The sequence below is a fragment of the Oceanicaulis sp. HTCC2633 genome (genome assembly GCF_000152745.1).
Taxonomy (GTDB): Bacteria; Pseudomonadota; Alphaproteobacteria; order Caulobacterales; family Maricaulaceae; genus Oceanicaulis.
The window spans coordinates 1,844,585-1,870,256 of the sequence record NZ_CH672428.1; the positions used below are offsets into that span (position 1 = coordinate 1,844,585).

32 protein-coding genes and 1 tRNA gene are annotated in these 25,672 nt (G+C 63.4%); 26 read left to right on the plus strand and 7 right to left on the minus strand.

Annotation, left to right across the window (positions count from 1 at the left end):
• Positions 1 to 98: 98 nt before the first annotated feature.
• The 3 genes from OA2633_RS08710 to OA2633_RS08720 form a co-directional block, all read right to left on the minus strand.
• Complete coding sequence (locus OA2633_RS08710) at positions 99 to 1,139, minus strand: toprim domain-containing protein (RefSeq protein WP_040613343.1); 1,041 nt, start codon at positions 1,137 to 1,139, stop codon at positions 99 to 101.
• A gap of 96 nt (positions 1,140 to 1,235) precedes the next feature.
• Positions 1,236 to 3,293: a ParB/RepB/Spo0J family partition protein gene (locus OA2633_RS08715; protein WP_009802167.1), complete on the minus strand. Its 2,058-nt coding sequence runs from the start codon at positions 3,291 to 3,293 to the stop codon at positions 1,236 to 1,238.
• A gap of 125 nt (positions 3,294 to 3,418) precedes the next feature.
• Complete coding sequence (locus OA2633_RS08720) at positions 3,419 to 4,615, minus strand: hypothetical protein (RefSeq protein WP_009802168.1); 1,197 nt, start codon at positions 4,613 to 4,615, stop codon at positions 3,419 to 3,421.
• A 220-nt stretch (positions 4,616 to 4,835) separates the two neighbouring features.
• Here OA2633_RS08720 and OA2633_RS15870 point away from each other — a divergent pair, with 220 nt between their 5' ends.
• The 10 genes from OA2633_RS15870 (at position 4,836) to OA2633_RS08755 (ending at position 10,822) form a co-directional block, all read left to right on the plus strand.
• Positions 4,836 to 5,114 carry a hypothetical protein gene (locus OA2633_RS15870; RefSeq protein ID WP_206740500.1) on the plus strand — a complete coding sequence of 93 codons (279 nt, stop codon included), beginning with the start codon at positions 4,836 to 4,838 and terminating at the stop codon, positions 5,112 to 5,114.
• Positions 5,111 to 5,470 (plus strand): DUF6516 family protein, encoded by a 360-nt coding sequence (locus OA2633_RS08725; RefSeq protein ID WP_009802169.1) that lies wholly within the window; start codon positions 5,111 to 5,113, stop codon positions 5,468 to 5,470. The genes OA2633_RS15870 and OA2633_RS08725 overlap by 4 nt, the downstream gene beginning before the upstream one ends.
• The gene (locus OA2633_RS08730) at positions 5,467 to 5,859 is read left to right on the plus strand and encodes a helix-turn-helix domain-containing protein (protein ID WP_009802170.1); all 393 of its coding nucleotides are present in this window, start codon (positions 5,467 to 5,469) and stop codon (positions 5,857 to 5,859) included. The genes OA2633_RS08725 and OA2633_RS08730 overlap by 4 nt, the downstream gene beginning before the upstream one ends.
• Positions 5,856 to 7,526, plus strand: coding sequence for a recombinase family protein (locus OA2633_RS08735; protein WP_009802171.1), 1,671 nt, complete (start codon positions 5,856 to 5,858; stop codon positions 7,524 to 7,526). Before OA2633_RS08730 ends, OA2633_RS08735 begins: the two co-directional genes overlap by 4 nt.
• A 124-nt stretch (positions 7,527 to 7,650) precedes the next feature.
• Positions 7,651 to 8,853, plus strand: coding sequence for a site-specific integrase (locus OA2633_RS08740; RefSeq protein WP_040613347.1), 1,203 nt, complete (start codon positions 7,651 to 7,653; stop codon positions 8,851 to 8,853).
• Positions 8,846 to 9,475 carry a hypothetical protein gene (locus tag OA2633_RS16120; RefSeq protein ID WP_156776199.1) on the plus strand — a complete coding sequence of 210 codons (630 nt, stop codon included), beginning with the start codon at positions 8,846 to 8,848 and terminating at the stop codon, positions 9,473 to 9,475. The genes OA2633_RS08740 and OA2633_RS16120 overlap by 8 nt, the downstream gene beginning before the upstream one ends.
• 95 nt (positions 9,476 to 9,570) lie before the next feature.
• The gene (locus tag OA2633_RS08745) at positions 9,571 to 9,765 is read left to right on the plus strand and encodes an excisionase family DNA-binding protein (protein ID WP_009802174.1); all 195 of its coding nucleotides are present in this window, start codon (positions 9,571 to 9,573) and stop codon (positions 9,763 to 9,765) included.
• A gap of 74 nt (positions 9,766 to 9,839) precedes the next feature.
• The gene (locus tag OA2633_RS16125; RefSeq protein WP_156776200.1) at positions 9,840 to 10,031 is read left to right on the plus strand and encodes a hypothetical protein; all 192 of its coding nucleotides are present in this window, start codon (positions 9,840 to 9,842) and stop codon (positions 10,029 to 10,031) included.
• Between the two features lie 4 nt (positions 10,032 to 10,035).
• On the plus strand, positions 10,036 to 10,335 hold the full coding sequence (locus OA2633_RS15875) for a hypothetical protein (RefSeq protein WP_009802176.1): 300 nt from the start codon (positions 10,036 to 10,038) through the stop codon (positions 10,333 to 10,335).
• Positions 10,336 to 10,510: 175 nt separating this feature from the next.
• Positions 10,511 to 10,822 carry a hypothetical protein gene (locus tag OA2633_RS08755; RefSeq protein WP_040612572.1) on the plus strand — a complete coding sequence of 104 codons (312 nt, stop codon included), beginning with the start codon at positions 10,511 to 10,513 and terminating at the stop codon, positions 10,820 to 10,822.
• 391 nt (positions 10,823 to 11,213) lie between these two features.
• Here the strand turns inward: OA2633_RS08755 and OA2633_RS16130 are convergent, their stop codons facing one another.
• Together OA2633_RS16130 and OA2633_RS08760 are read right to left on the minus strand one after the other, a co-directional pair.
• Positions 11,214 to 11,990: a hypothetical protein gene (locus OA2633_RS16130; RefSeq protein WP_156776201.1), complete on the minus strand. Its 777-nt coding sequence runs from the start codon at positions 11,988 to 11,990 to the stop codon at positions 11,214 to 11,216.
• Between the two features lie 143 nt (positions 11,991 to 12,133).
• Positions 12,134 to 12,223, minus strand: a tRNA-Ser gene (locus tag OA2633_RS08760).
• Between the two features lie 207 nt (positions 12,224 to 12,430).
• Here OA2633_RS08760 and OA2633_RS08765 point away from each other — a divergent pair.
• The 16 genes from OA2633_RS08765 (at position 12,431) to OA2633_RS08840 (ending at position 24,659) form a co-directional block, all read left to right on the plus strand.
• Positions 12,431 to 12,727: a hypothetical protein gene (locus tag OA2633_RS08765; RefSeq protein WP_009802178.1), complete on the plus strand. Its 297-nt coding sequence runs from the start codon at positions 12,431 to 12,433 to the stop codon at positions 12,725 to 12,727.
• Between the two features lie 102 nt (positions 12,728 to 12,829).
• Positions 12,830 to 13,162: a hypothetical protein gene (locus OA2633_RS08770; protein ID WP_009802179.1), complete on the plus strand. Its 333-nt coding sequence runs from the start codon at positions 12,830 to 12,832 to the stop codon at positions 13,160 to 13,162.
• Positions 13,163 to 13,274: 112 nt separating this feature from the next.
• On the plus strand, positions 13,275 to 13,538 hold the full coding sequence (locus OA2633_RS08775; protein ID WP_009802180.1) for a hypothetical protein: 264 nt from the start codon (positions 13,275 to 13,277) through the stop codon (positions 13,536 to 13,538).
• Between the two features lie 222 nt (positions 13,539 to 13,760).
• Positions 13,761 to 14,396 (plus strand): 50S ribosomal protein L21, encoded by a 636-nt coding sequence (locus tag OA2633_RS08780; protein WP_009802181.1) that lies wholly within the window; start codon positions 13,761 to 13,763, stop codon positions 14,394 to 14,396.
• 36 nt (positions 14,397 to 14,432) lie between these two features.
• A complete protein-coding gene (gene rpmA / locus OA2633_RS08785; protein WP_009802182.1) occupies positions 14,433 to 14,702 on the plus strand; it encodes a 50S ribosomal protein L27 in 270 nt (89 codons plus the stop codon).
• A gap of 141 nt (positions 14,703 to 14,843) precedes the next feature.
• The gene (locus OA2633_RS08790; protein WP_009802183.1) at positions 14,844 to 15,431 is read left to right on the plus strand and encodes a GNAT family N-acetyltransferase; all 588 of its coding nucleotides are present in this window, start codon (positions 14,844 to 14,846) and stop codon (positions 15,429 to 15,431) included.
• A gap of 32 nt (positions 15,432 to 15,463) precedes the next feature.
• Entirely contained in the window at positions 15,464 to 16,531 is a 1,068-nt protein-coding gene (obgE, locus tag OA2633_RS08795; protein ID WP_009802184.1) for a GTPase ObgE, read from the plus strand.
• A gap of 14 nt (positions 16,532 to 16,545) precedes the next feature.
• Positions 16,546 to 17,670: a glutamate 5-kinase gene (proB, locus tag OA2633_RS08800; protein WP_040612574.1), complete on the plus strand. Its 1,125-nt coding sequence runs from the start codon at positions 16,546 to 16,548 to the stop codon at positions 17,668 to 17,670.
• On the plus strand, positions 17,667 to 18,269 hold the full coding sequence (locus tag OA2633_RS08805; protein ID WP_009802186.1) for a nicotinate-nucleotide adenylyltransferase: 603 nt from the start codon (positions 17,667 to 17,669) through the stop codon (positions 18,267 to 18,269). Before proB ends, OA2633_RS08805 begins: the two co-directional genes overlap by 4 nt.
• A gap of 59 nt (positions 18,270 to 18,328) precedes the next feature.
• Positions 18,329 to 19,297 carry an L-histidine N(alpha)-methyltransferase gene (gene egtD / locus OA2633_RS08810; protein WP_040613354.1) on the plus strand — a complete coding sequence of 323 codons (969 nt, stop codon included), beginning with the start codon at positions 18,329 to 18,331 and terminating at the stop codon, positions 19,295 to 19,297.
• A 45-nt stretch (positions 19,298 to 19,342) separates the two neighbouring features.
• The gene (gene rsfS / locus OA2633_RS08815; RefSeq protein ID WP_009802188.1) at positions 19,343 to 19,732 is read left to right on the plus strand and encodes a ribosome silencing factor; all 390 of its coding nucleotides are present in this window, start codon (positions 19,343 to 19,345) and stop codon (positions 19,730 to 19,732) included.
• 30 nt (positions 19,733 to 19,762) lie between these two features.
• Complete coding sequence (gene rlmH, locus OA2633_RS08820; protein WP_009802189.1) at positions 19,763 to 20,236, plus strand: 23S rRNA (pseudouridine(1915)-N(3))-methyltransferase RlmH; 474 nt, start codon at positions 19,763 to 19,765, stop codon at positions 20,234 to 20,236.
• On the plus strand, positions 20,236 to 21,492 hold the full coding sequence (locus OA2633_RS08825; RefSeq protein ID WP_009802190.1) for a murein hydrolase activator EnvC: 1,257 nt from the start codon (positions 20,236 to 20,238) through the stop codon (positions 21,490 to 21,492). Before rlmH ends, OA2633_RS08825 begins: the two co-directional genes overlap by 1 nt.
• Positions 21,493 to 21,525: 33 nt before the next feature.
• Positions 21,526 to 22,848: a S41 family peptidase gene (locus OA2633_RS08830; RefSeq protein WP_009802191.1), complete on the plus strand. Its 1,323-nt coding sequence runs from the start codon at positions 21,526 to 21,528 to the stop codon at positions 22,846 to 22,848.
• A gap of 108 nt (positions 22,849 to 22,956) precedes the next feature.
• Positions 22,957 to 24,174, plus strand: coding sequence for a divergent polysaccharide deacetylase family protein (locus tag OA2633_RS08835; RefSeq protein ID WP_009802192.1), 1,218 nt, complete (start codon positions 22,957 to 22,959; stop codon positions 24,172 to 24,174).
• 2 nt (positions 24,175 to 24,176) lie between these two features.
• Entirely contained in the window at positions 24,177 to 24,659 is a 483-nt protein-coding gene (locus tag OA2633_RS08840; protein WP_009802193.1) for an RNA pyrophosphohydrolase, read from the plus strand.
• Here OA2633_RS08840 and OA2633_RS08845 read toward each other — a convergent pair.
• Both OA2633_RS08845 and OA2633_RS08850 read right to left on the minus strand, forming a co-directional pair.
• Positions 24,656 to 25,105 carry a hypothetical protein gene (locus OA2633_RS08845; RefSeq protein WP_156776202.1) on the minus strand — a complete coding sequence of 150 codons (450 nt, stop codon included), beginning with the start codon at positions 25,103 to 25,105 and terminating at the stop codon, positions 24,656 to 24,658. The genes OA2633_RS08840 and OA2633_RS08845 overlap by 4 nt on opposite strands.
• 93 nt (positions 25,106 to 25,198) lie before the next feature.
• Positions 25,199 to 25,600 (minus strand): F0F1 ATP synthase subunit epsilon, encoded by a 402-nt coding sequence (locus OA2633_RS08850; RefSeq protein ID WP_009802195.1) that lies wholly within the window; start codon positions 25,598 to 25,600, stop codon positions 25,199 to 25,201.
• Positions 25,601 to 25,672 lie beyond the last annotated feature (72 nt).

Here is a 25,672-nt window from a genome sequence, read left to right on the forward strand (position 1 = left end):
CTCCGTCTCGCTCCTCTCGGAAGGCCGAAGGCGAGGCTCTCCAATTAGGAGGTGATCTGACGATAGCGACCAGACTAATGACGGGCCTGCTCAGCCGCTCAGTGTTCGTCGGAAAGCAGCCGTGAGAAATCGGCCGTGGCCAGTTGCTGACCCAGATGCGTCCTTAGGTCGTCCCGTCCGAGCTTGCGGAGGTCTTCGTTGAAGTCGCCGCCAAGAGAAATAAGCCGGATCGTTTCGATACCGACGGCTCCTGCGCGTTTGATCAGATTGGCGGTGGCCATGTCGCCTGCTTCGTCGGCGTCGGCAGCGATGTAGAGACGCTGAAGCCCGGTCGGCAGGATCAGCGCGGCGAGATGATTGGCCGATAACGCGGATATGACGGGCATGTTGGGCAACGCCATGCGCACGGAGAGCGTGCTTTCCAGCCCTTCGCCAGCAGCGAGGATGTCGCTCGCAGTTCCGATCCGCACGCCATGGCCGAGCAGGTTCCCCATCGCCTTGCGTGATGGATCGAGGGGCGCCTTGCGAGCCGTCGCCGGATCGAGCCATGTGCGGTGAACGCCGGTGAGATTGCCGTTCACGTCCGTGACCTTGGCGAGCAATGCAGGCCAGGTCTCCGGTGGGGTGTCCTTGGGCTGACCTTCTCGCCAATAGTAGCAGCACGGATGAAATCGCAGCGCTGGCGCGTCGCCAAGCCCGGAAAGACCGCGTCGACGAAGATAGCGCTCGGCGAGCGTTCCACCGACCGGTCTTCCCATGGCGAAGAGGCGCCGTGCAGCCTCCGGCGATCCGGTGGGCGCGGATTGACGCTCACGTTGTGGCGGTTCGGGGCGTGGCAAGCTCAGGAATCGTCGCGCCTCATCGAGCGTCTCGCCGAAGGATTGCAAATGATGCGCAGCGGCAATGAGGTCTAGCAGGTCGCCATGTTCGCCTGTGGCGGCGTCTGCCCATTTGCCGGCAGCGCCCGGACCGTGGGCTGGTCCCGTCAGGCGAACATAAAGACTGCGTCCGGGCGTGTTCTCGATGTCGCCGACGATCCAGTAGCGGCCCTGCTTGCGACCGTTGGAGAGGTAATGGCGGCAGACGGCCTCCGCCTCGCGGCCGAGCCGTCGTGCGATTTCGGATGCTGCGCTGTTCATTTGCGCCTCCATGGTGAGAGCAAAAAAGAAGGAGCCCGCCACATTGGGCGGGCTCCAGGGGCGGCTGCGGGAGCCGTTGGGGGGCTTGGCTCCCGGTCACTCGGCCGCAGTGGCGAAGGCGTTGCCGGTGACAGGTTCATCATCGGTGATGACGGCGTAATCGCCCATGGCCGGTTCGCCGCCGTTATCCGCCGATTGCGCTTCGCTGTCGGGAAGAGCCGGCATGCGCAGCACTTCGGGCAACCAACCGGTTCCTTCGAGAAGCTCTTCGGCAGCCGCGACCATGTCCGGTTTCTTGAGGCCGGCGATGCGGTCGGATGCATTCTCGCCCTTCGCTTCGCGCACGGCCTCCAGAATGCGGGCCTTGGTGACGCGAGCGAGATAGCTCTCGCCCGTCGGCGCCCAGCCCGTCGCCGCCATGTCGAGCCCGAGCGTCGCCGCCAGCACATCGGCATGGGCGAGCGCCCGCGGACGGCGGTTGTACGGTTCCTGGACGGCGTTGACGGTCATGGCGACGCAATGCGCGAACAGCGCCTCGCGGCTATCGTTGTCGAACCCGACCAGCGCCTCCCACAGATCCTCAGGCGCTTTCGGCAGCGCCCCTAGCCAGCTCGTCGTGCGATCGTCGATGCTGAGCGCGTAAGCCGTGTCGCCAAGGCCCGGCGCCTGGGCGCCGAAACCGGCGCTGTGCGGCGTGATCTCGACGCAGCTATCCAGCGGATAGTGATAGAAGAGCCGGAGCGTCATCGCGTGCAGGGCGGCGAGGAACGCCGTCTGCGGATCGTTGGCGAGCGCGTCGCGAAGGGCGAGCGTGCGATGCGCCGTCAATTCCATGACGAGGCGGTCGGAGAGCGGCTTCAGGCCATCGTCTTCCTCTTCCGCCTCGTCGCTGGCGTCCGGGGGCGTAGCGTCGTCGACGTTCTCCTCGGCAGACGCGTCGATCCCATCGACCTCGTCCTGTTCGTCGGATTCGCCGGAAGGTTCATCCTCGGTACGGACATAGCCACGTTCGACACGCAGGCGGCCGTCATGGCCGATGCTGGCGAAGACGCCGGCCACGGCGATTTCGTCCGGCTCGAAGCGGACGGGCCGCTCCTGCAAGGCTTCCATCGCCGTTTCGATCTCGCCGAGCCGGGTGTCGATCTCTTCCGGGAACTCCTCGGCGTCGGCGTACTCGTCTTCGAGCTTGTCGTATTCGGCCTTCAGCGCGTGGAAGCTCGCGATCTCGTCCTCGCTCATCGGCTCGGTCTCGCCGACGATCCGGCGTAGACCGTAGGTGTGGCCGTAGGGAAAGTCCGTGCCGATCTCGATCCATTTCCAGCCCTCGGCGCGGATCGCTTGCGCCTCTGTTTCGAGCTTTTCATCGACAAGTTTCGCAAGCAGGCCTGCATCCTGCAGCCATCCGCCATCGTCGGACTGGAACAGGTCGCGAAGGATAGCGCCGCCGGCCGCCTCATAGGCGCCGAGCCCGACGAACTGCGCCCGCCGGTCGGAGGCGCGCACGGCGCCTTCGGTCAGCATGCGGCGGATTTCATAGGGCTGTTTCACATAAGTCCGTTTGATCGACTCCCAGACCTGTTCCTGGCGCTCATGGTCGGGATTGACCGTGAAGGCCATGAGCTGGTCGAGGGTCAGTTCCTCCTCGGCGTAGGCGTCGAGAAGCGACGGCGCGATAGCGGCGAGCTTAAGCCGCTGCTTGACGACATTCGCCGAGACGAAGAAGGCCGCCGCGATTTCTTCCTCGTGTCTGCCTTTCTCACGCATCGCCTGGAAGGCGCGGAACTGGTCGAGCGGATGAAGCGGCGCACGCTGAACATTCTCGGCGAGACTGTCTTCTTCGGCGAGGCCGTCCGTGCGCACGATGCAGGGCACGGGTGCTGTGCGGTTCAGCCGCTTCTGCTTGACCAGAAGTTCGAGCGCCCGATAGCGGCGTCCGCCGGCCGGGATCTCGAACATGCCGGTTTCAGCGCCGTCCTCGTCCAGCACCGGCCGGACGGTGATCGAGGACAGAAGTGTGCGCCGGGCGATGTCTTCGGCCAGTTCCTCGATCGAGACGCCAGCCTTGATGCGCCGGACATTGGACTGGCTCAGCACCAGCTTGTTGAAAGGGATGTCGCGCGAGGCGCTGAGGGTGATTTTTTGAGACTTGGTCATGTCAGTTCTCCGCGACGGGCTGGCCGAAAGCCTCTCTCTCGACCTCCAAACCCGTCACGGAGAACCCGGCCCGCCTCTTCCTCTTGAGGAAGCGACGGACCGGAAAGGCGGAGCGCCGGCCGCAGCTACGCCGCGCGCTCGAGGAGCTTCTTCGCCTTGCCCTCCATTTCGAGCCGGGTGTCCTGCTGCGGCTTCGACCGGGCGACGGCGGTGATGCCCTGCACGAAATCGAATACGGACTCCGGCGGCCGACCTTCTTCGGCGAGGACTGTCTCGACGATTCTGGCCGTCTCCGCCTTGGAGAAGCCCCGTTTGCGGAGGAAGTCGGTGCGGTCATCGTCGCTGTGGGCGACGATGCGCTCGCGCGCTGCTCGAATGCCTTCGACGAAGGGTCGCGGCGAGGAGTCAGCGAAGCGGGTCAGCGCCGGCGCCGCCTCGTGCGCGAAGCGATTGGCGGCGTATTTGGAATGTCGGATGCTAATTTCCTGGAAGTCCTCAACGCCCCAGAGATTGCGGTTCTGGCAGACGGCGCGCAGATAGAAACTGGCGATGCCGAGCGTCTTCGCGCCGACTTCAGAATTCCAGCAATAGAAGCCCCGGAAATAGAGATCGGGAGATCCGTCGGACAGCTTGCCCGCCTCGATCGGGTTCATGTCGTCGACCAGGAAGAGGAAGACGTCTCGGTCGGAGGCGTAGAGCGTGGTCGTGTCCTTGGTGATGTCGACCATCGGATTGTAGACGCCGCTCGACCAGTCGAGCGTGCCGGGCACTTTCCAGCGCGTATCGCCAGTTCCGTTCCCCGCGATCTTCTGCACGGCCGCCACGAGTTCGTGGTCGTAGATGCGGCCATAATCCGGGCCGGTGACGGCGCGCAGTTCCGTGCGCCCGTCTTCGGTTTCCAGCGTCTTGATCTGCTCGGCTCGGTGCGAGGTGAGCCCGTATTGCAGGTTGATGCCCGCAAGCGGCGCCGGGAGCTGGCGCAGATAGGCCGCCGGCGCGCTGACTAGGCTGGCGAGCTGGCCGAAGCTCCAATGGGTCGGCGCGACCGGCGCCTCGGCGTCGGGCAGGATGAGCGCCAGGTTTTCCGGATCGTCGCGATGGGCTTCAACGCGGATCGCCGCGCTCTCGACTGTCCGCGTGCGGCTGCGCTCGGCGCGGCCCTTCACCGACGCGTAGAGCTCCGACAGGGACAGATAGCGCTCGTCATTCGGCCGGGAAAACCATTCCGAGGAGACGCGGCCGATCCGCTCTCCGCGCGAGATATCGACTTTGTAGCCGCCGCTCGCGTCGCGCCGGCCGTCCAGGGTTTCAAGGTTGGTCATGGGTCAATCTCCGCGACAGGTCGGCCGAGAGCCTCTCTCTCGACCTCCAAACCCGTCACGGCGAAAGCCGCCGAACTCTTACTCTTTATCGGGGAACATGTTCGTCTTGATTGGCCAGGCATTTGGCGCAGCACCGCCGAACACCTGTCTTCGCCGCCATTGACGCTTCACCCGGATGCGGAGCATTTCTCCGCGTACTACGGGGCGGCACAGTCGCTTCATGTCCAATTCCGTACCCAAACGCCGGCAGCGTTCGCGCGCGGCAAAAATTGATCTTTACGACTACGCGCAGATTCCGGAACCGAAGCCGCGTGGACGTCCCGAACCAGAGTTGACCGACTGGCGCGTCACCGATGAGTGGCTGAAGCGCGTGCCGGTCACTTCGTCCGAAGTGGATGTGTTTGAGGCCTGGTTCGGTGATCTGTTCGACGATTTGTTCGGCCCCTTGGGTTCGGTTGGCTCCTTGACAAAGTTATCATCTAAAGATAACCTAATATGACAGAGGAGACATACGATCCGAGCCTTGACGCCTTGCTCGATCTCGATGGCCAGGTGCTCGTCATCGACCCTGCGGGCAGGCATTGGGTGAAGTTCGTCGTTACGCGCGTGCCCGTTAGCCCGGAGAAGCCCCATGGGCTCGACTATTCGCTGACGCTGCACGGACCTGACGGCGAGCGGCTTGTCGGCTTCGACAATGCTCATCCTGTCGGCCGCCGCAAACGCGGAGAACCGCAGGATCACCGCCACCGGCTCCGGACCGTGCGTCCCTATGACTATCAGGATGCCGCGAGCCTGATCGTCGATTTCTGGGAGACGGTGGATGCAGTGTTAAAGGAGCGAGGCGTACTGCAATGACGACGTTGAAGATCGGCATCGCCGATTATGAGGAGATGAAGGCCCGCACCATGCGGATCGCCCGCGGCGAGCAAAAGCCGGGGCCGGACGATCCGAAGGTATGGTTCACATCGACCGAGTCCTTTGCCCAGGTGCTGTCAGCCGGTAATCGCGAACTGTTGCGGACCATCGCCGAACGCGCACCGGCTTCGCTTGACGAGTTGGCGGAGATGACTGGGCGCGCCAAATCGAACTTGTCGCGAACGCTGAAGAAGATGGCCGAATACGGTTTGGTCGAGATGGAACCGGAAGGGCGCCGGCGGCGTCCGCGAGTCCTCTACGACCGTGTTTCGCTTGATCTGACGTTGACCGGCGAGGAATGGCGAAAGGCAGCGGGAGGCGCATCATGAACGCACCGCAAAACGCCGTGAAGCTCCGCGCCGCGCTTTACCTGCGCGTCTCGACGACGCGGCAGGCCGAGCATGACGTCTCGATCCCTGACCAGAAACGCCAGGGCGAAGCGTGGTGCGAGGCGCGCGGCTACGAACTCGTCGAGACCTATGTGGAGCCAGGAGCGTCAGCAACGAACGACAAGCGCCCCGAATTCCAGCGCATGATCGAGGCGGGTACGTCCAAGCCCTCAGCCTTCGACATCGTGGTCGTCCACTCATTCAGCCGTTTCTTCCGCGACCATTTCGAGCTGGAGTTCTACGTCCGGAAGCTCGCCAAGAACGGCGTCAAGCTCGTCTCCATCACCCAGGAGATGGGCGACGATCCCATGCACGTCATGATGCGCCAGATCATGGCGCTGTTCGATGAATATCAGTCCAAGGAGAACGCCAAGCACGTCCTGCGCGCGCTCAAGGAAAACGCCCGCCAGGGCTTCTGGAACGGCTCGCGCCCGCCCGTCGGCTATCGCGTGGTCGCGGCCGAACAGCGCGGCGCCAAGACCAAGAAGAAACTGGAGATCGATCCGCTGCACGCCGACACGATCCGGCTGATCTATCGCCTCGCCCTGGAAGGGGACGGAACGCGCGGGGCCATGGGCGTCAAAGCGATCGCCACGCATCTCAATGGCAGGGGCATCTTCACGCGAGACGGCGGCCGCTGGGGCATCGGACAGGTTCATCGCATCCTGACCCGGCGGACCTATATCGGCGAGCATCAATGGGGCAAGCATCGCAAGAACAAGGAGCCGACCAAGCCGGAAGACCTGGTGACGGTTCCGGTTCCGCCGATCATAGACCGCAAGACCTTCGACGCCGTGCAGAAGCTGATGCAGGCGCGCAATCCCAAGGTCGCGCCGCCACGCGTAGTGACAGGACCAACCTTGCTGACGGGGATCTGCTTTTGCGGCAAGTGCGGCGGCGCCATGACCATCCGCACTGGCAAGAGCGGGCGTTACCGCTACTACGCCTGCTCGATCAAGGCGCGTCAGGGCGAGACTGGCTGCAAGGGCCGGACAATCCCGATGGATAAGCTCGATACGCTGGTTGCTCAGCATCTGGAGGAGCGTCTGCTGACGTCTGATCGGCTGGAAGAGGTTCTCGTCGATGTGCTCGACCGACGGCAAGAGCGCGCTGAGCGCCGCCGTGAGCACATCGCCGAACTGAACCGGCGGGCAACGGAATCGGAGCTGCGGCTGAAACGCCTTTACGACGCCATCGAGATCGGCGTCGCCGACCTCGACGATCCGGCGCTGAAAGAGCGCATCGCCGGTCTGAAAGTCCTTCGTGATCAGGCGAAAACCGACGCGGAACGCGCCGAAGCCATGCTCGACAGCGCCACTCATCAGGCCGTCACGCCGGAAATGATCGAGAGATTCGCCGCAGCGGCCCGCGAGAAAATGCGGTTGGAGGGCGGCGGCTATCGGCGCGATCATCTGCGCGCGTTAGCTCAGCGCGTCGAGGTCGACGAGCGCGAAGTGCGCATCATGGGATCGAAGAACGAGCTTCTGAGAACCCTAGCCGCCGCAAATAGCGCAGAATCGGCGGCGAACGGCGTGCCCAGTTTTATACCGAAATGGCGGAGAGAGAGTCCGTTAAACTCTCATCCCTGCATTTTCCGCCACGTATAAAAAGACCTATAAAACAAAGGCATTTCCGCCTTTTCATGTCTCGACACATCCCAGCGCGTACCACATAATCCCAGTAATTTGTTGGGGCAGCTATTGGGGCAGGGCGTTGGTCGGAAGCCGGACACTGAACAAGCTGAGCGCGCGCACGGTCGCCTCGCTGATGCGTGATGACGCCAAGCCCGGGCGGCATGGCGACGGGGGCGGTCTTTACCTGAATGTTGGACCGGGCGGGGGGCGGCGCTGGGTGTTCCTGTTCCGCTGGCGCGGCAAGCTGCGAGAGATGGGGCTGGGCTCCGCCCGTTCTATAACCCTCGCCAGAGCCCGTGAGAGGGCCGCAGAAGCGCGCGCGCACGTTGCCGAGGGGGTGAACCCCATCACCGCCAAAAAGGCTTCACAGGCCATTCCTGAGTTCGGGGAGTTCGCCAATGAGGTTATCGACAGCCTCGCGCCCCAGTGGCGAAACCCCAAGCACAAGGACCAATGGAAAAGCACACTGGCCAATGATGCGGCGGCGCTGGGACGCCTGCCCGTCGATAGAATCGAGACTGAAGACGTTCTGGGCGTTCTGAAGCCGATCTGGTCCAGCAAGCCGGAAACCGCCTCACGAGTGCGGGGGCGGATTGAAAAGGTGCTCGATGCCGCGAAGGCCAAAGGCTTTCGAGACGGAGAGAACCCGGCCCGCTGGAAAGGGCATCTGGCGAACCTTTTACCCGCACGACAAAAGCTCACACGTGGGCATCATGCCGCCATGCCCTATGCAGAGCTTCCTGAATTTTCAGACGCCCTAAAAGGACGGGACGGCGTATCGGCGCGCGCCCTTGAGTTTCTCATCCTGACCGCAGCCCGGTCTGGTGAGGTGCGCGGCGCGTGCTGGTCCGAAATCGACCTTGAGGGCAAGGTTTGGACAGTCCCAGCCGAACGCATGAAAGCGGGCAAAGCTCATCGCGTGCCGCTGAGCGATGCCGCCCTTGCCCTTATCGAGAGCTTGCGCCCTTTGAGCGGCGGAGCCCCCAGCGCAATCATTTTCCCCGGTTATCGCGGCAAGCCGTTGTCTGACATGTCGCTTACGGCGGTTTTGCGGCGCATGGGCATTCCCGCCGAGAAAGCCAGCGTTCATGGCTTCCGGTCCAGCTTCAGGGACTGGGCGGGCGAGGCCACGGCCTTCCCGCGTGAGGTTGCAGAAGCGGCGCTCGCGCATGTCGTGGGGGATGCCGTCGAACGCGCTTATCGGCGCGGGGATGCGTTGGATAAGCGGCGGAGACTAATGGAGGCTTGGGCTGACTATCTTTCGCCTTCCACCTTAGAAAAGGTAGTAAAAATTGCCTGAAAACAAAAAACCAAGCCAGCTTGATCTATTCAGGGAATTCTACGCCACTCTGCCGGGCCCGGATGAGTATAAGCCGTTTTCTATGCAGGAGCGCTACCATAAAGCAGGCAATGAAATAGCGTGGTTTGAGGCAATTATTGAAGCTGCAGTTGTAGGGCAACCGCCGCCAGACTGGGCCGTGGAGACAGGAGCGTTGTTCGTAAGGAGGGCTATTGAAAAAGGAGTAGGGGCGGATCGTGGTTATGGAAACACTGTGCTTGGTAGGCACTACTCTCATAAGCGCTGGTGGCAGCGGATACACGCATGCCGTTGCGCGATATTAGCTTACCGAGGACCTGACCCTGTGCTTGTAGGCACGTTTGAGTCAGAGCGCGATGAGGCCGAAAAGCTGAGGCAGGAATGGAAAATCACTGTGGATCCAGATGCACCTATGCGGCGCTGTTTTGAGCTGGCTAGCGAAACACTGAGAGGAACGCCTGACTGGGCTTCAGCGGAAAATCTAGAAAAAGAGTTCAAGAAATTTGACTACAAACGGTTTGAGATGTTGCGGGTCGATATACCAATACGCTTTGCGAAGCTTGCCGATTGGTGGGACGAAGAAAGCTTTGATGTAAAAAAATAGCCGATTTGTTTCTGTAGACCCTAGGCGCACCATGCTTTCTATAGGAGTCCTCCCAAGTCGCTGAAGGGTTCAGCGATGGAGAAAGGAGGGCCTCTATGCCTGATAACGTGCAACGCGCCGCGTATTCCGTTCTCGATGCGGCCAGCTATCTCGGCGTCTCGCGTTCGCAAGTTTACCGCCTGCTCGCGGAAGGTTCGCTCGATAGCCTTAAAATCGGAACACGCCGCTTGATCCGCCGCGATGCGCTCGACGCCTTGATTGAGCGGTCCAGCGAGCCGCGCACCTCCTGAACAAAAGGCCCCAGCGCTGGAGGCACCCAGCGCCAGGGCACGTTCTGACCCCACATAGCGATAGGACTAGAACAATGCGTTTTTTACGCAATCGCGCCCGTGCGCGCAATCATCTCGACCTGCCCCTGTTCCGCTTTGCAGCCCGTCAGGATGACCGGCGTAGGCTGAGCCATGCAGAGCATTTCATGCGCACTCGCATGCCGCTCCGCCCCCCTGCCACGCTGAAGCTCTATGCCGAGCTTGCTGGCCTGAATGTGGAGGGATGAGGCGATGCGTGAGTCTATCTCAGTCAGCTTCCCCAATGAACCCAAGCGACCCGCCATCATCGTATCCGGGCGTAACGCTTGGGCGCTGCTGTCGCTCGACAAGGCCGGAGCCAAAGGGGTGACGCCTTTAACCACACCCGCCCCGCGCTGGTCGGCTTATGTGCACAATCTGCGGTGCATGGGATTCAACATCGAAACCATCACCGAACCCCATGGCGGCCCATTCCCCGGAACCCATGCCCGCTATGTGCTGCGAGACATAATCGCAGTGCGCGCGCTGGCCCCGGAAGGAGGTGGCGCATAGGCGACAATCGGGGCGGGCCTCAGTCCGCCCCAGCGCCTGCCAATGGAGCATGAAAACAAATCAACACACAGGCTCGCGCCGCGAAGCGCCACACGCACGGATTTATTCCAAGTGGTACACCTTGCCCGCATGGCGCACGCTCTGCAGCCGAGGGCGGGATTTGGTGACGCATGTCATGGCGGCCTATCGACCCGACAAGCTGAACGCTTTTGACCTGTCTGACGCCAGCGTTGCGGCCATGCTGGGCTGCTCTGAAAATACAGCCCGGAAAGTGGTCCAGTCTTGCATTGAACGCGGCTGGTTCATTCTGGAAAGGCGCGGCGGCGTGAGGGGACCCAAAAAGGCGCGGGGGCGTGTCGTATCCCTTAGCCGCTTTCCAGCGGAGAACCGGCCTTCCGAACCGGAGCGCTTCGAGCGCTGGCGACCCCAACAAAAACCAACGGCGCAAAATCTGTGGCGTATCGCCCGCCCCTATGATGGGCAATGACGCACGAATAGCGCCATACGCGGCGCATTTTCTGCGGAGCGAAATGGGCGAACGCAACTCGCGGGGAAAGGTGCAAAAACCCCAGCCTGCAAGGGCGTTCGCCCAGCGCCACCAGTTAGTCCGCAAGACACCTTGCACCGCCTATAGTTAGGCGCTCGCTGAGCATGCCGGTTTGTCATGGCTGATTAAGGGGAAGCTGCTGATAGCCAACGGGTCCCATTATGAGCGTTGCCCTGTGCGTTCAGGGTCCCAGCCGAACCTGCCCAATGGGGACCCCCTGCTTTCAAGGCATGACAGGAAATGAAAGGGACCACTCACCCGCACGCGAGCTTATTATGAGAGCAATACGCGCGCGCCAGCCGATCTAAGGGATAGCCCCATATACAGCAAACTACTCGGTTACGGCTGAGAATTCGAACGAATGAACCTCGCCCCCAAGTTCCACTTCAAGGATTATTGTGGCGTTGCCATCATCCATTTCTGGTGCATCTAAAACAATTCGACCACCGTAAGCCGATCCGGGCAGGATAGTTGTCGTCTGCAGAATGTTATTCTGCAAATCTACGCTTACTGCTTCAAGCCGAGCCTCAATCTGATTCAACTGATCAGCAGTTCGGGCCCGATTCTGTGCCTCAAGTGCTTGCGTAACGCCAGGATTATAAGTTGTCGACATGCCAGAGCCGTAGGCGCTCCCTGTTACGATTGTGCTTCCGTAAGGACTCACAGCCGTTGCAGAGCCATATGCAGAGTAAGTGGAGTACGTGTTGCTATACGCCGCTTGAGCATTAGCGTAACTTTGTGCACCAGCAGCCAATGCAACCGCAAACTGCTCCCATGCAGCCGCACGCTCCGCTTCACGCTGCAGCTCCGTGGCAGTGTAAATGCGGTGGCCTTCACCGTTTACAATTGCTTCAATATTTTCCACCCCTAATTGGTGGGCATCGGGGCTGTCATTGAATGCGACAAGCATAAATACAGGTCGCCCCTGAAACGAGTTGGATAGAGGCGTTACCTCAACAACTGACCGCTCAAGTACGCTCGATAGCGTTGGGGTGCCCTTATAATATCGCAAAGCTTGGTTGGTGTTCGTTACTGGCGCAACAGAATACGTGGTCGCGCAACCAGCCAGCAAAATAGTCAACGCTATAAGCGGTATGTATCGGATCATTTTTCTCCCCCTGTGGCGATGCGCTGCAATCAACGCACGCGAGGGGGGAAACATCAAGAGCAACGCTATTGGGGCAGTTGTTAGGGCACACCTCCCAATCAATCCGTCAAGATGCTGATGAAAAAGCCTTAAATCAATCTAAGTGGCGGAGAGAGAGGGATTCGAACCCTCGGTACCCGTAAAGGCACAACGGTTTTCGAGACCGCCCCGTTCGACCACTCCGGCATCTCTCCGAACTCAGGGAAGCGCGGTGTCGCAAACGCGGGGCTCAAAATCAAGCCCTTTGGGCGCCGGGCTCATCCGCAGAGCTGCGTCTGGCATCGAAAGCGCCGCCCCGAGTGTAACGAGATAGGATTATTCCCGTCTTGAGAGGCGCCGCGCCTTGACTCAACCGCCCTGCGCCCCAAAGCTGCAAGGCTAAACCGGGGAGACTGACAATCATGAACATCCATATCGCTCTGGGCGGCGCCGCCGCCCTTCTGATGATCGGCGCCTGCGCCGCACCGAACAATGACCGCGTCGACCTTGAGGCGTCCCGTCTGGCGTCCGCGCAGGCGGGTGAGGAAATTGTCTGCTCGCGTGAACGCACCACCGGCACCCGGCTGGGCGAACTGATCTGCCGCAGCCAGGCTGAAATCGACGCCGAGCGGGAACGCGCCCAGGATTACGCCCGCCAGCGCAATACCAACATGCGCAGTGGTCAGCGCGGGCCGCGCGGCTTCGGTCCGGATTCCTGATTGCTCCCGATCCCTGGATAGGTCCGGACGAGACTCGCCTTTCAGGTCTTTAGATGCTACCTTGGGTGCAATGTGCACGCCTGGACACATCGGGAGACCGTCATGAACCGCAAATGTCTTTGCATCGGAACCGCCACGCTCCTGGCGCTCGGCGCTTGCGCCGCCCCGAACAATGACCGCGTGGACCTCGAGGCGTCTCGCCTCGCTTCCGCGCAGGCGGGGGAGGAAATGGTCTGCGCGCGCGAGCGCACCACCGGCACCCGTCTTGGCGAGCTGATCTGCCGGACCCAGGCCGAGATCGAACAGCGTCGGGAACTCTCCCAGGAGTATGCCCGTCAGCGTCACAGCCAGCGTCGCAGCGGCACGATCACGAATCCGCGGACATTCGGCCCCTCCAGCGAAAGTCCGACCACTGTCCGCCCCTACGATCACTGAGCGGCAGGTCTCCGAGTTTTTGCAGTGACCATGTTCCTGTCGCCCTAGCCGACATCCGGTGGTAATCTAGTTATTCATAATGAATAAATCTGGATCCCAATGGGAGGGTGTCATGAAAGCTGCGTTTTACCTGATTGGCGTCATGGGCGTTCTGGCGGCCGCCGCCTGCGCGCCCACAAAGGTCTCGGGCCTGGATGCGTCTGCGCTCGCCGCGCAGCAGCGCATGTCTGCGCTCTTTGGCGAAGACATGATCTGCCAGTACGAGCAGGAAACCGGCAGTCGCCGGGTCGAACTGGTCTGCCGCTTCGCCGAGGATGTGGAGCTTGAGCGCGAACTCGCCCAGGAATACGCCCGGCGCCGGTTCCAGCCCGACTAGGCTGAACAGGCCGGATCGTCAGGCCTGACGACGATTTCAGGACAGGGACGCATTGACTCTGTCCGCTCGTTTCGCCTATATCCCGCGCTCTGTCCCCGCACGGACTTGTCCGATGCGGGGATTGTGCTTGTGAAACAACGCTGGCTCGCACCAAGAACCGGCGAAGAAAAAGGGCTCCGGTCTCGCGGGTTTCCGCAGATACGGCTCCGGCAAAAAAGGAACATGATCATGTATGCAGTGATCAAGACCGGCGGTAAGCAATACCGCGTCTCCGAAGGCGACATCCTGCGCGTTGAGAAGCTCAGCGCGGAAACCGGCGATGTGGTCGCGTTTGACGAAGTGCTGATGATCGGCGGCGAAGGCGACTCTCTGGTCGGCGCTCCGGCTGTCGATGGCGCGTCTGTGACCGCCAACGTGCTGGACATCCGCAAGGACAAGAAGATCAAGGTCTTCAAGAAGCGCCGCCGTCAGAACTACCGCCGCACCAAAGGCCACCGTCAGTGGATCGCCGTGATCTCTGTCGCTGAAATCCTGAAGCCGGGTTCGAAGTCCAAGCTGGACGCGAAACCCGCCAAGATCGCGGCTGACGAGACCCCGGCTCCGGCCAAGAAAGCCGCTCCGAAAGCGGCCGCCAAGGCCAAGACCGAAGCAGCGGGCTCTGACGATCTGACCCAGCTGACCGGCGTGGGTCCGGCCTTCGCCACCAAGCTGAACGAAGCCGGCGTGACCAGCTTCGCTCAGATCGCCGCCTGGACCGAAGCCGAGATCGAGCGCCTGGACGGCGAGATCTCCGGTCTGAAGACCAAGGCGGAAAAAGGCGACTGGGTCGCTGAAGCCAAGAAACTCGCTGGCAAGTAAGGCCACGCGGCAACAGAACCTGAGAAGGAGAGCACCATGGCTCACAAAAAGGCAGGCGGTTCGTCGCGCAACGGCCGCGACAGTGAAGGCCGGCGCCTCGGCGTCAAGAAGTCCGGCGGTCAGCACGTGATTCCGGGCAACATCATCATTCGTCAGCGCGGCACCAAATACTACGCCGGCGAAAATGTCGGCATGGGCAAGGACCACACCCTGTTCGCGCTGACCGAAGGTCGTGTGACCTTCGCCAAGAAGAAGCTTAACCGGACCTTCGTGTCCGTCGCTCCGCTCGCGGACGCGGCTGAATAGGGCGACGCTGACCTCGTGATCGCCCATCCCGAAGAGGGGCGATCCGGGCCAGACGGCCAAGTTTCAGGGGAGACGGATCGCCGTCTCCCCTTTTGCGTTTGAAGTCTCTCCCCGCCCAGTTCGCGCCCAGAGGAGGCCGATATGAGAGACATGCAGTCCGAACCTGAAGACACGCCCGAGTTCGAAGCGGGCGCAGCGATGAAACCCGTCGTGTTTGCGGACATCCGCACTCCGCGTCTGGTTCTGCGTCCGCTCGAGATTGACGACGCCGCCTGGGTGGGTCCTGAAAGCGCCCGCCCGGAAATCTGCCGCATGACCAGCCGGGTTCCCGCCCAGAACCCGCCCCTGTTTGCGGAGGCCTTCATCCTGATCATGCGCGCCCGCGAGCAGATCAAGGGCGATGTGGTGCGCGCCATCTGCGAAGCCGATACCGGCAGCGCGGTCGGCGTGATCGGACTGCACCCCCATGATGAAGGCTGGGAGCTGGGCTATTGGATCATGCCCGCCGCCTGGGGGCAGGGTTACGCGACCGAGGCCGCACAGGGGCTGTGCGACTGGGCGAGACAGCATGCGATGACGCCGTTCACCGCAAGCCATTATGAAGACAACCCGGCATCCGGCCGGGTGCTGGAAAAATCCGGCTTCGGCTATACCGGCGAAACCGGGACCGCCTTCTCTTTCGGACGCATGGGCTCTGCGCCCATCCGTCAGATGGCGATGGCGGGCTAGCCCAGCTCAACAGACACAGATAAAACCGAGCCATGAAGTTCCTTGATCAAGCCAAAGTGTATGTGAAGTCCGGCTGGGGCGGCCCGGGATGCGTGTCATTCCGGCGCGAGGCCTATGTCGAGTTCGGCGGGCCGGACGGCGGCGATGGCGGCGATGGCGGGGATGTCTGGGTGGAGGCCGTGGAGGGCCTGAACACCCTGATCGATTACCGCTACCAGCAGCACTTCAAGGCCGAGCGCGGCCATAACGGCGCGGGTCGCAACCGCACCGGGCGCGGCGGCGAGGATGTGGTGCTGCGCGTGCCCGTCGGCACCCAGGTGTTTGACGAGGACAAGGAGACGCTGCTGGCCGACCTCACCGAGGTCGGGCAGAAGGCGCTGTTGGCCAAGGGCGGCATTGGCGGCAAGGGCAACGCCCATTTCAAGTCGAGCCGCAACCAGGCGCCGCGCATTTCCCAGCCCGGCGAAGCTGGCGAGGAGCGCGCCATCTGGCTGCGCCTGAAACTGATCGCGGATGCCGGTCTTGTCGGCCTGCCGAACGCCGGCAAGTCCACGCTTCTGTCCGTGGCCAGCAAGGCCCACCCCAAGATCGCCGCCTATCCCTTCACCACGCTGCATCCCAATCTGGGCGTGGTGGAGATGGGCACGGGCAACCGCTTTGTGCTGGCCGATATTCCGGGCCTGATCGAGGGCGCGCATGAGGGCGCCGGCATTGGCGACCGTTTCCTGGGGCATATCGAACGCTGCGCCCTGCTGGTGCACCTCATCGATGCGACGGGCGAAGACCCGATGGGCGCCTATGACACCGTGCGCACCGAGCTTGAGGCCTATGGCGGCGGCATCACCGACAAGCGCGAGATCGTCGTTCTGAACAAGCTCGACGCCGCCGATCCTGAAATCGTCGAGATGCTGGACGCCGAGTTCAAGGACCGTCTGGGCGCTGTTCCCTACCATTTGTCCGGCGCGACCCGCGAGGGCCTCAAGGAGCTTCTGAAGGTGATCTGGGACGCGGTTCACGCCCGTCGCACCGAAGAAAAGCGCCTGAAGGAAGAGGCCGAACGCGAGGAGCGCGGCGAAACCGGCTGGACGCCTGATCTGTGACGCCTGAGGCGCGCATGGCGACGGCCCGGCGGGTCGTCATCAAGGTCGGATCGGCCCAGCTGATCGACCCCGACAGCCTTGCGCCCCGACAGGACCGCTTCCAGGCGCTGGCCGATGACATCAACGCCTTGCGCTCTGAGGGGCGCGAGGTGGTGCTGGTCAGCTCCGCTGCGGTCGCCCTGGGCCGTCCCCGGCTGGGCCTCAAACCGGGCAAGACCCTGACGCTGGAAGAGAAGCAGGCCGCCGCCGCGGCCGGTCAGGCGCTCTTGATCCAGCACTGGAACCAGGCTTTCGCCCGCCATGGCTTTCCCGCCGCCCAGGCGCTGGTCTCTCCCGCCGATATTGAATCGCGCCCGCGCTGGCTGAACGCCCACACCACCCTTGAAACCCTTCTGAAGCTTGGCGCCGTGCCGGTGATCAACGAGAATGACACGGTCGCCACCGAGGAATTGCGCTTTGGCGACAATGACCGGCTGGCGGCGCGCACGGCGCAGCTCGTGGGCGCCCAGCTCCTGATCATCCTGTCCGATGTGGACGGTCTGTATGATCGCGATCCGCGCGAGCCGGGCGCTCTGCACATCCCAGAAATCGAGACCATCACCGCCGAGATCGAGGCGCTGGCCGGCCCGGCTCGCGCCGGCGCCGCCGGGACTGGCGGCATGGCCAGCAAGATCGCCGCTGCGCGCATCGCCAATGCAGCCGGCTGCGCCATGATCATCTGCCGCGGCGATCACGACCATCCCATCGCCGCGATCCGCGCCGGCGCGCGTCACAGCTGGTTCGCCCCGAACGGCAATCCCGAAAGCGCCCGCCGCGCCTGGATCCTGGGGTCTCTGGCGCGTGAGGGCGCCTTGGTGCTGGACCCCGGGGCCGCCGACGCGGTCCGCAAGGGCCGCAGCCTGCTGCCTGCCGGCGTGGTGGACGTGCAGGGCCGGTTCGAACGCGGCGCGACCGTGCGCCTTCTGACTGCGACCGGCGAGCGGCTGGGCGTGGGCGTTGCGGGCTATGACGATCATGAAGCGCGCCAGATCCTGGGATTGAAATCGGAGTCCATCACCGGAGTGCTGGGCTATCGCCGCGGCGTCGCGCTGATCCATGCCGGCGATCTGGTGCTCGATCCGGACAGCTCGGCGTCATGAGCCGGGCGCTGAAATCCGAGCTCCTGCATAACGGCATGCGGGTGGGGATTTACGGCGGCAGCTTTGATCCCGTTCACCGCGCCCACCGTCATGTGGCGCGGACAGCCCTCAATCGGCTTGATCTGGATCGGGTCTGGTGGCTGGTCAGCCCCGGAAATCCGCTGAAAGCCCATGCCCCCGCCAGCCTTGAAAGCCGCGCCAGCGCCATTCGGGGCTGCATGCCCGACCCCCGGCAGGTCGTCTCCACGCTAGAAGCCCGGCTGAACACCCGCACCACCATTGATCTGATCACCCATCTTCAGACCCGCCATCCCCGGGTCCGCTTCGTCTGGATCATGGGCGCGGACGGGCTGGCGAGCTTTCATCGCTGGAAGAACTGGCAGGCGATCGCGCAGCGCATTCCCATCTGCGTCATCGCCCGCCCCGGCGTCGGCCTGAAAGCGCGCTTGTCCCCGGCTGCTCGCTATCTGGCCCGGGCGCGCAAACAGGACAGTCAGGCGAAAACCCTGGCTCTAGGTAGTCCTCCGGGGTGGACTTACCTTACTGAGCCATTACATGCTGAGGCCTCACGCCTGTTGCGTGCAAAAGCCGCATCCTGATCCGCAGCCGCCATCGCCTTGAGACCATGTCGAACGAGACCCTAGTCGAGGCTGGCGCCTTGGCGTTTTTCAAAGACTTGCAGCCCTCCGCCAGCGATTTTCGTGCGGATGTGCTCGCCGGGTTGCGCAAACCGCAAAAAGCGATTTCGCCCAAGTATTTCTACGATGCAGCGGGATCTGCGATCTTTGACCGGATCACCGAGGCGCCCGAATACTATCCCACCCGCACGGAGCTGAGCCTGCTGGACCGGATCGGCCCCGAGCTGAAGGCCCTGGCCGGGTCCGGAGCGGTCGTGCTCGAACCCGGCGCCGGGTCGAGCGTGAAGATCCGCCGGCTTCTCGACGCGCTCGATCATCCCGCCGCCTTTGTGGGCATGGATATCTCGGGCGATCACGTCAAGGCGGCCTGCGCCGATATCGCGTCCGATCACCCCGACCTGACCGTGGGCGCCATCTGTCATGACTTCACCCAGACGCTTGATGTGGACGCGCTGGATCTGCCCGAAGGCCGCCGGATCGTCTTCTTCCCCGGGTCGACCATCGGCAATTTCGAGCTCATCGACGCGCTGAAACTGCTCAAGACCCTGCGCGACTGGCTGCGTCCGGGCGATGCGCTCCTGATCGGGGTGGATCTGCGCAAGGACCCGGCCGTGCTGGAGGCCGCTTATGACGATGCCGGCGGCGCGACGGCGGACTTCAATTTCAACCTTGTCAAACGGATCAATGCGGAGCTCGACGGCGATCTCGATCCGGCGGCGCTTGCCTACCGCGCCTTCTGGAATCCGTACCGGTCACGGGTTGAAATGTACCTGCAGGCCCTGCGCGACCTGGAATTCACCGTGGCGGGCGAAGCCTTCGTGCTGCGTGAGCACGAGACAATCCATACCGAAAACTCCCATAAATTCACGGTCTCCACCTTCCAGGACCTCGCCCGCCAGGCCGGGCTTGTCCCCGCCCATGTGTGGAGCGAAGAGGGCGCCTGCGCCTTCTCCATTCACTGGCTCGAACGCGGCGACAAAACGTGCTAGCATCCTGCTTGGTCAATTAAGGGAGCAAGGACTCTGTCCACCGAATTGCACAGCCGCCCCAATGGCGAGGCTGACAGCGACTCTGGCGAACTCGCCCAGAGCACGCAGGATCTCGAAGCGCTGGTTCTGAACGCGCTGGACGATGACAAGGCGGAAGATGTCGTCGCCATCGATCTTACGGGCAAATCATCCGTCACTGATGTGATGGTAATCGCGTCTGGCCGGTCCAACCGGCATGTGGGCGCCATGGCCGACCATCTGGTGCGCAAGCTCAAGGACGCCGGGCACGGCAAGGTCGCGATCGAGGGCCTGAAGACGTGCGACTGGGTCCTGATCGACGCCGGCGACGTGATCGTTCACCTGTTCCGTCCCGAAGTGCGCAGCTTCTACGATCTGGAAAAGATGTGGTCCGTCTCGCCTGACGGCTCGGCCTGATCCAATCCTCATCCCGAACCGGGGCGCCCCATGCGCGTTGAGATTCGTGCGATCGGCCGCATCAAGGCCGGGCCCGAGCGCGAGCTTGTGGACCAGTACTTGGACCGCGCCAATGGCGTGGGGCGCGGAATCGGGCTGGGTCCGGTCAGTGAGCGTGAGCTCGATCCAAGAACCCTCAAGGACAAGTCGGCCGAAACCCAGGCGCTGATTGCGGATCTCCCCGCCGGCGCCCTGGTCTTCGCGCTGGATGAAACCGGGAAGCCGATGAGCTCGCTCGACTTCTCGCGCGTGATCGAAACCGCGCGCGATGACGGCGCACGCGATCTGGTCTTCCTGATCGGCGGCGCGGATGGCCATGACCGTCCGGCCCTGCCCCAGGGCGCGCGCATGCTCAGCTTCGGCAAGGCCACCTGGCCGCACAAGCTGGTGCGCGTCATGCTGGCCGAACAGATCTATCGCGCCGCCTCGGTTCTGGCGGGCGCGCCGTATCATCGGGAAGGCTGATGGCGTCCCTTCTCTCCCTTCTGGCCCTGAGCCTCGCCCTGCAGGCGCAAGCGGCGCCCGAGCCGGACGAGGTGGAGTCCATGGAACGCGAGGCCGCCGAACTGCGCGACGCGGCCGAAGCCCGGGAAGCCGAGGCCGAAGCCGCCCGTATCGCCATCGCCCGCTTGCAGCAACGCCTTGTGGAAGCGGCAGGACGCGTGGAGAGCCGTGAAGCCGAGGTGGAAGCCGCCACCGAACGCTTGCGGGCGCTGGAGCGTGAGGAATCCGACCTTCTGGCGCGGTTGCGCGCGGAACGGTCTGACCTGGCAAGAGTTCTGGCCGCCCTTCAGCGCATCGAGATGTCGGACCCGCCCGCCTTGGCGGTGACTCCAGACGATGCCGCTTCGGCGGCCCGCGCGGCCGGGCTTCTGGCCCAGATCGCGCCCCAGCTCGACGCCCGTGTCGCGGCTGTGCAGGCCCGTCTCGAGGAACTGGCTGCATTGCGGGAGGCGCTCGCGGCCCAGACCCAGGCTCTGGTGCAGGCCCGTGAGGCCCTGGGGGTGACGCGCGAGGAAGTCACCGCGCTGATCGAGGAACGCCGCGCCGCCGAGGCCGCCCTGCGCGCGCAGGCTGATGATCTGTCCCAACGCGCCGCCCGGATTGCTCGCGAAGCCGGTTCGCTGCGCCAGCTGCTGGCGGATATTCGCCGTTTCGCCGCCGCCGAACCGCGCCTGGCCCCGCGTCCGGAGCCTGCGCCCGAACCGGAACCCGGCGTTCCCGTGCCGCGTCTCAGACCGGAACAGACGCCGGCGGTCGCCATGGCCGCTCTCGTGGATGCACGCCCGGTGGAGGGCCCGGTCGAAACCCTGCGCTTCAGTGATACGCGCGGCCGGTTGAGCCCGCCTGTTCGCGGAGATTTGATCATACGCGCCGGCGAACGCGGTCCGGACGGCGCGCGTCGCGAAGGGGTCTGGTTTGAAACCGCATCCCGCGCCCAGGTCACCGCCCCCTTTGATGGCGTCGTTGTATATGCCGGGCCTTTTCAAGGGTTTGATGGCGTATTGATGATCAACACACCCGATGGTTACACGCTTATCCTCGGGGGCTTAGGTCTTATTTACGCCGTAGAGGGACAATCATTATTGGCCGGAGAACCGGTAGGCGCCATGTCTGACCGTGCAAATCCGCCGCCAATGCTCTATCTGGAGATCAGACGCAGCACTGACGAAGCTGCTGACCCTGAGGATTGGCTTCGGCCCGAATTTCGCAGAGGCTAGAGCCTCGACCGCCGCGCTTTGAGGAAGACCATCATGCGTCTGCACATTATTGCTTCAGCAGTCCTGTTCGGAATTGGCGCCGCCACGCTGGCGGTGTCCGCCGAAGGCGAAGACACCAACAGCCGCGAAGCCACCTTCCGTCAGCTGGAGCTTTTCGGCGATGTGCTCAGCCGGATCGAGTCCGATTATGTCACCGAGCCGGACAAGGCCGAACTGATCGAGAGCGCGATTGACGGCATGATGCAGGCGCTCGATCCGCATTCGAGCTATCTGTCGCCGGATGACTTCCAGGACATGCAGATCACCACCAGCGGCGAATATGGCGGCGTGGGGATCGAGGTGACCATTCGCGACGACCTGATCACCATCATTTCCCCCATCGCCGAGACGCCGGGCGAACGCGCCGGGCTGGAGCCCAATGACCAGATCATCGCCGTCGACGGCGAGAGCATGATCGGCGCAACCATGGATGACGCCGTCGAGCGCATGCGCGGGCCGGCCGGCGAACCGGTGATACTGAGCATTCTGCGCGAGGGCGTGGAGGATCCGTTCGACGTCACGGTCGTGCGCGACCTGATCGAGGTGCGCGCCGCCTATTGGCGCATGGAAGAGGGCGACACCCCCTATCTGCGCATCACCACCTTCAACGAGAACACCACGGCCAACGCCGTCACCGGCATTGAGGACCTGACCGAAGCCTATGGCGGACCGCTGCCAGGCCTCATCCTCGATCTGCGCTCCAATCCGGGCGGCCTCCTGGACCAGTCGGTGTCGATCTCCTCGCTGTTCCTGGACGGCGGAGAGGTCGTCTCGACCCGTGGCCGCGACCCGCGCGACACGCGCCGCTATAACGCCGAACCGGGGGACATCCTCAATGGCGCGCCCATCGTGGTGCTGATCAATTCGGGCTCGGCCTCGGCCTCGGAAATCGTAACCGGCGCGCTGCAGGATCGCGAACGTGCGACGATCGTGGGCATGACCAGCTTCGGGAAGGGCTCCATGCAGACCGTGGTGCCGCTGCGCGGCGGCCGTGACGGCGCCCTGCGGCTGACCACGGCGCGCTATTACACGCCCGCCGGTCGCACCATTCAGGCGACGGGCATCGCGCCTGACATCGCCATCGCCCCGCGCCGCGTCGCCGAGGAAGAGATTGAAAGCGTCAACACCTATGCCGAGGCCGCCCTGCGCAATGCGCTGGAGAACGAGAACGGCGCGGAGCGTGAAGAGCTGCAGAATGAACTCTCGCACACCGAAATGCCGCCCGAGGACTGGGATGCGAGCGAGGATTACCAGCTTCACCGCGGCATCGAGATCCTCAACGCGATGATGAGCCGCGAACAGGCCCAGCTGCAGTAGGCCAGACGCTCGGAAGGCGCGTTCGTTAACGCTTCTTTACCCCGTCTTCACGCAGGGTCAGGGTTCGAATCACCCCTGACCCGGCGTTGAAGAAACGGCACGCGCACCATGGCCCGACTGGACTCCGATCGCTTTCCCCTGAAAGCCCCGCTGCTGGCGGGCCTCGGGGTCGCGGCTGCGCTGATCATCGGGGTCGCCGCCCTGACATGGCTCGCCGGCGGTCCTGCGCCCACCATCAGCGCCAGCGCCGATATCGCGGGCCAACCCGAAGTCCTGGCCTCCGCCCCGATTGAGGGCGATCATGGCGCGCCCTTCAGCGACGGTCAGGCTGACGAGGTGAGCCTGCCGGGCGTGCGCGACACCGCCGATGCGCTCAGCGCTCATGATGCGGGCGGCCACACCACCGCGCAGCCGGCTGCGCCCCAGGCCCCGCCTGCGCCGCTGCCCGGACTTTATGAAAATGGCCCCGGCGGCCCCCTGCCCGTCATCAGCGCCAGCGGGGAACGCCCCGATCAGGCCTACGCCCATGACTTTCCAGGCGCCGAGAACGTGCCCACAGTGTCGGTCATTGTCGGCGGTCTCGGCCTGTCACAAAGCCTGACCGAGCGCGCCATCGAGGTTCTGCCTGCAGAGGTGACCCTCAGCTTCGCCCCCTATGCCGACAATCTGCAGGACTGGATCAATCGCGCCCGGGCGGACGGACACGAGGTGTTGCTCGAGCTTCCCATGGAGCCGTTCGACTACCCCAATAACGATCCTGGTCCGCACACGCTGCTGGTGGACGCCAGCTCCCAGGAGAACACGCGACGACTGGTCTGGCTGCTGTCTCGCGCCGCCGGATATACGGGCGTGGCGAACTATCTCGGGGCGCGACTGGGCGCTGCTGAAGGCCCGCTCAGCGAGATCTTCTCCGAACTGGAAGCCCGCGGCCTGAGCATCTTTCATGATGGCGCAGGTCGCCGCGCCGTTCTGGAGCAGGCCGGACGTCAGGCCCATGCCCGCATGACCATCGCGGACCGGGTGGTGGATTCCGACCCGACACCGCGCGCCATTGATGGCCGACTTCTGGAGCTGGAAGCGCTGGCCTTGCAGAACGGCTCGGCGCTTGGCTCGGGCTTCGCCTATCCCGCTACCGTGGATACGATCGCAGCCTGGGCGGAAGGGCTGGATGGCCGCGGCTACCAGCTGGCGCCGGCGAGCTTCGTCATGCAGATCCGAAGCCCCGTCGAAACCGCTCAGGCCCCGACCACCAACCACGGAGCCAGCGCCGGTGAGGATCACGCCCCCGCGAATGACCATGGCGACGGCCACGGAGACACGCACTAGTCATGTCTGACGCCTATCCCGAACACCGCCCCAATGTGGGCGTCGTGCTGTTCAATGCGGACGGCAAGGTCTGGCTGGGCAAGCGCTATGGCGCAGATGAGCCCTGGTGCTGGCAGTTTCCCCAGGGCGGCATGGATGCAGGCGAGACGCCTGAAGAGGCGGGACTGCGCGAACTCTATGAAGAAACCGGCGTCACTCAAGAGCTCATAGAGCCGCTTGGAAGCATAAACGACTGGCTGGCCTATGACTTCCCGCCTGAAGTCCTCGCGCAGCGCTCGCGCAATCGCTGGCGCGGTCAGAAACAGCGCTGGTTCGCCTATCGCTATCTGGGGACGGACGCCGACTTCGATCTTGAAGCCGTGCCGCCGCAGGAATTTTCCGAGTTCCGTTGGGTCTCGCTGGAAACAACGCCGCAGCTCATCATCCCGTGGAAGCGGGACGTGTATGAGCGTGTAGCTGGGGCCTTCGCGCCCTATGGCGCCTAGCGGTCCGCCGCCAGCTCCACCACTCGGACTGACGACGCGCCACGGCTAAAGAAGCCGAAGGCGAGATTGACGGTGTTGTGGGCGATATTGCGATCCTCGGCGCGCAGCTTCGCCTCGACCTCCCGGACAACGCGCAGATTGTCGTCCTGAGCGCCCATCACACAGACTGTCTCGCCATCGCGCTTGCCCGTCCAGATGGACAGCCCCGCGGCATGGGGCAGGGCCAGAGCCTGATCTGACGCGGTGATGTCATGATCGGCAACGGGAAAATCGAAGGCTTCCAGCGTGACTCCGGCCTCCTGCGCCGCTCCCTCCAGCCCCTGCGGGCCCAGGGCGGCATCACACAGGGCGATCATCTGGTTCGCCAGAGCGTCGATCTCAGCGTCGTCCGCCGCTAGCGCAGGGGCGCTGAGAGCGGTCAGCGACACAGCTGCGGCACAGATCATGGAGACACGCATCATCCTCAGTCCTTGAATGCAAAAACCCTGCGCAAGAGTGCGCAGGGTTCCAGCAAGCCTCAAATGAAAAGGCTTCAATCTTTAGTGAGACAGTTCCGACAGCAGGGCCTGGAACTTCTCGATGCGGGCTTCGGCCTCATGACGTTCTTCGTCATCGCGCGCCTGGCCCAGATCTTCACGGGCTTCAGCGAGCGACTTGGACACGTCTTCAGCGTTCACGTCGGCGAGGTCGATCGCCTCTTCGGCCAGAATGGTCAGGCCGGCAGCCGTCACCTCGGCGAACCCGCCGCGGATGAAGGTGCGAGAGACGTCATTGCCGGAATGAACCGAGATCGCTCCGGTGCGAATGGTCGACATGAAGGGCGCGTGGTTGGCCAGCACGCCGAAATCGCCCTCGGAACCGGGGACCACGACCATGTCCACCTCGCCCGCGAAGACGCGGCGCTCAGGCGAAACGAGGTCAAAGTGCAGCTTGTCAGCCATGGGCCGATCCTTGCTCAGTTACGCCCGACAAGCGGGCAGGCCTTGCTCAGTTACGCCCGCCGGGCGGGCTGG

What these genes read in the sequence shown, in the direction of transcription:
- OA2633_RS08710 (WP_040613343.1), bottom strand. Translation starts at nt 1,139, where the DNA reads ATGAACAGCGCAGCATCCGAAATCGCACGACGGCTCGGCCGCGAGGCG.
- OA2633_RS08715 (WP_009802167.1), bottom strand. Translation starts at nt 3,293, where the DNA reads ATGACCAAGTCTCAAAAAATCACCCTCAGCGCCTCGCGCGACATCCCT.
- OA2633_RS08720 (WP_009802168.1), bottom strand. Translation starts at nt 4,615, where the DNA reads ATGACCAACCTTGAAACCCTGGACGGCCGGCGCGACGCGAGCGGCGGC.
- OA2633_RS15870 (WP_206740500.1), top strand. Translation starts at nt 4,836, where the DNA reads ATGTCCAATTCCGTACCCAAACGCCGGCAGCGTTCGCGCGCGGCAAAA.
- OA2633_RS08725 (WP_009802169.1), top strand. Translation starts at nt 5,111, where the DNA reads ATGACAGAGGAGACATACGATCCGAGCCTTGACGCCTTGCTCGATCTC.
- OA2633_RS08730 (WP_009802170.1), top strand. Translation starts at nt 5,467, where the DNA reads ATGACGACGTTGAAGATCGGCATCGCCGATTATGAGGAGATGAAGGCC.
- OA2633_RS08735 (WP_009802171.1), top strand. Translation starts at nt 5,856, where the DNA reads ATGAACGCACCGCAAAACGCCGTGAAGCTCCGCGCCGCGCTTTACCTG.
- OA2633_RS08745 (WP_009802174.1), top strand. Translation starts at nt 9,571, where the DNA reads ATGCCTGATAACGTGCAACGCGCCGCGTATTCCGTTCTCGATGCGGCC.
- OA2633_RS16125 (WP_156776200.1), top strand. Translation starts at nt 9,840, where the DNA reads ATGCGTTTTTTACGCAATCGCGCCCGTGCGCGCAATCATCTCGACCTG.
- OA2633_RS15875 (WP_009802176.1), top strand. Translation starts at nt 10,036, where the DNA reads ATGCGTGAGTCTATCTCAGTCAGCTTCCCCAATGAACCCAAGCGACCC.
- OA2633_RS08755 (WP_040612572.1), top strand. Translation starts at nt 10,511, where the DNA reads ATGGCGGCCTATCGACCCGACAAGCTGAACGCTTTTGACCTGTCTGAC.
- OA2633_RS16130 (WP_156776201.1), bottom strand. Translation starts at nt 11,990, where the DNA reads ATGATCCGATACATACCGCTTATAGCGTTGACTATTTTGCTGGCTGGT.
- OA2633_RS08765 (WP_009802178.1), top strand. Translation starts at nt 12,431, where the DNA reads ATGAACATCCATATCGCTCTGGGCGGCGCCGCCGCCCTTCTGATGATC.
- OA2633_RS08770 (WP_009802179.1), top strand. Translation starts at nt 12,830, where the DNA reads ATGAACCGCAAATGTCTTTGCATCGGAACCGCCACGCTCCTGGCGCTC.
- OA2633_RS08775 (WP_009802180.1), top strand. Translation starts at nt 13,275, where the DNA reads ATGAAAGCTGCGTTTTACCTGATTGGCGTCATGGGCGTTCTGGCGGCC.
- OA2633_RS08780 (WP_009802181.1), top strand. Translation starts at nt 13,761, where the DNA reads ATGATCATGTATGCAGTGATCAAGACCGGCGGTAAGCAATACCGCGTC.
- rpmA (WP_009802182.1), top strand. Translation starts at nt 14,433, where the DNA reads ATGGCTCACAAAAAGGCAGGCGGTTCGTCGCGCAACGGCCGCGACAGT.
- OA2633_RS08790 (WP_009802183.1), top strand. Translation starts at nt 14,844, where the DNA reads ATGAGAGACATGCAGTCCGAACCTGAAGACACGCCCGAGTTCGAAGCG.
- obgE (WP_009802184.1), top strand. Translation starts at nt 15,464, where the DNA reads ATGAAGTTCCTTGATCAAGCCAAAGTGTATGTGAAGTCCGGCTGGGGC.
- proB (WP_040612574.1), top strand. Translation starts at nt 16,546, where the DNA reads ATGGCGACGGCCCGGCGGGTCGTCATCAAGGTCGGATCGGCCCAGCTG.
- OA2633_RS08805 (WP_009802186.1), top strand. Translation starts at nt 17,667, where the DNA reads ATGAGCCGGGCGCTGAAATCCGAGCTCCTGCATAACGGCATGCGGGTG.
- rlmH (WP_009802189.1), top strand. Translation starts at nt 19,763, where the DNA reads ATGCGCGTTGAGATTCGTGCGATCGGCCGCATCAAGGCCGGGCCCGAG.
- OA2633_RS08825 (WP_009802190.1), top strand. Translation starts at nt 20,236, where the DNA reads ATGGCGTCCCTTCTCTCCCTTCTGGCCCTGAGCCTCGCCCTGCAGGCG.
- OA2633_RS08830 (WP_009802191.1), top strand. Translation starts at nt 21,526, where the DNA reads ATGCGTCTGCACATTATTGCTTCAGCAGTCCTGTTCGGAATTGGCGCC.
- OA2633_RS08835 (WP_009802192.1), top strand. Translation starts at nt 22,957, where the DNA reads ATGGCCCGACTGGACTCCGATCGCTTTCCCCTGAAAGCCCCGCTGCTG.
- OA2633_RS08840 (WP_009802193.1), top strand. Translation starts at nt 24,177, where the DNA reads ATGTCTGACGCCTATCCCGAACACCGCCCCAATGTGGGCGTCGTGCTG.
- OA2633_RS08845 (WP_156776202.1), bottom strand. Translation starts at nt 25,105, where the DNA reads ATGATCTGTGCCGCAGCTGTGTCGCTGACCGCTCTCAGCGCCCCTGCG.
- OA2633_RS08850 (WP_009802195.1), bottom strand. Translation starts at nt 25,600, where the DNA reads ATGGCTGACAAGCTGCACTTTGACCTCGTTTCGCCTGAGCGCCGCGTC.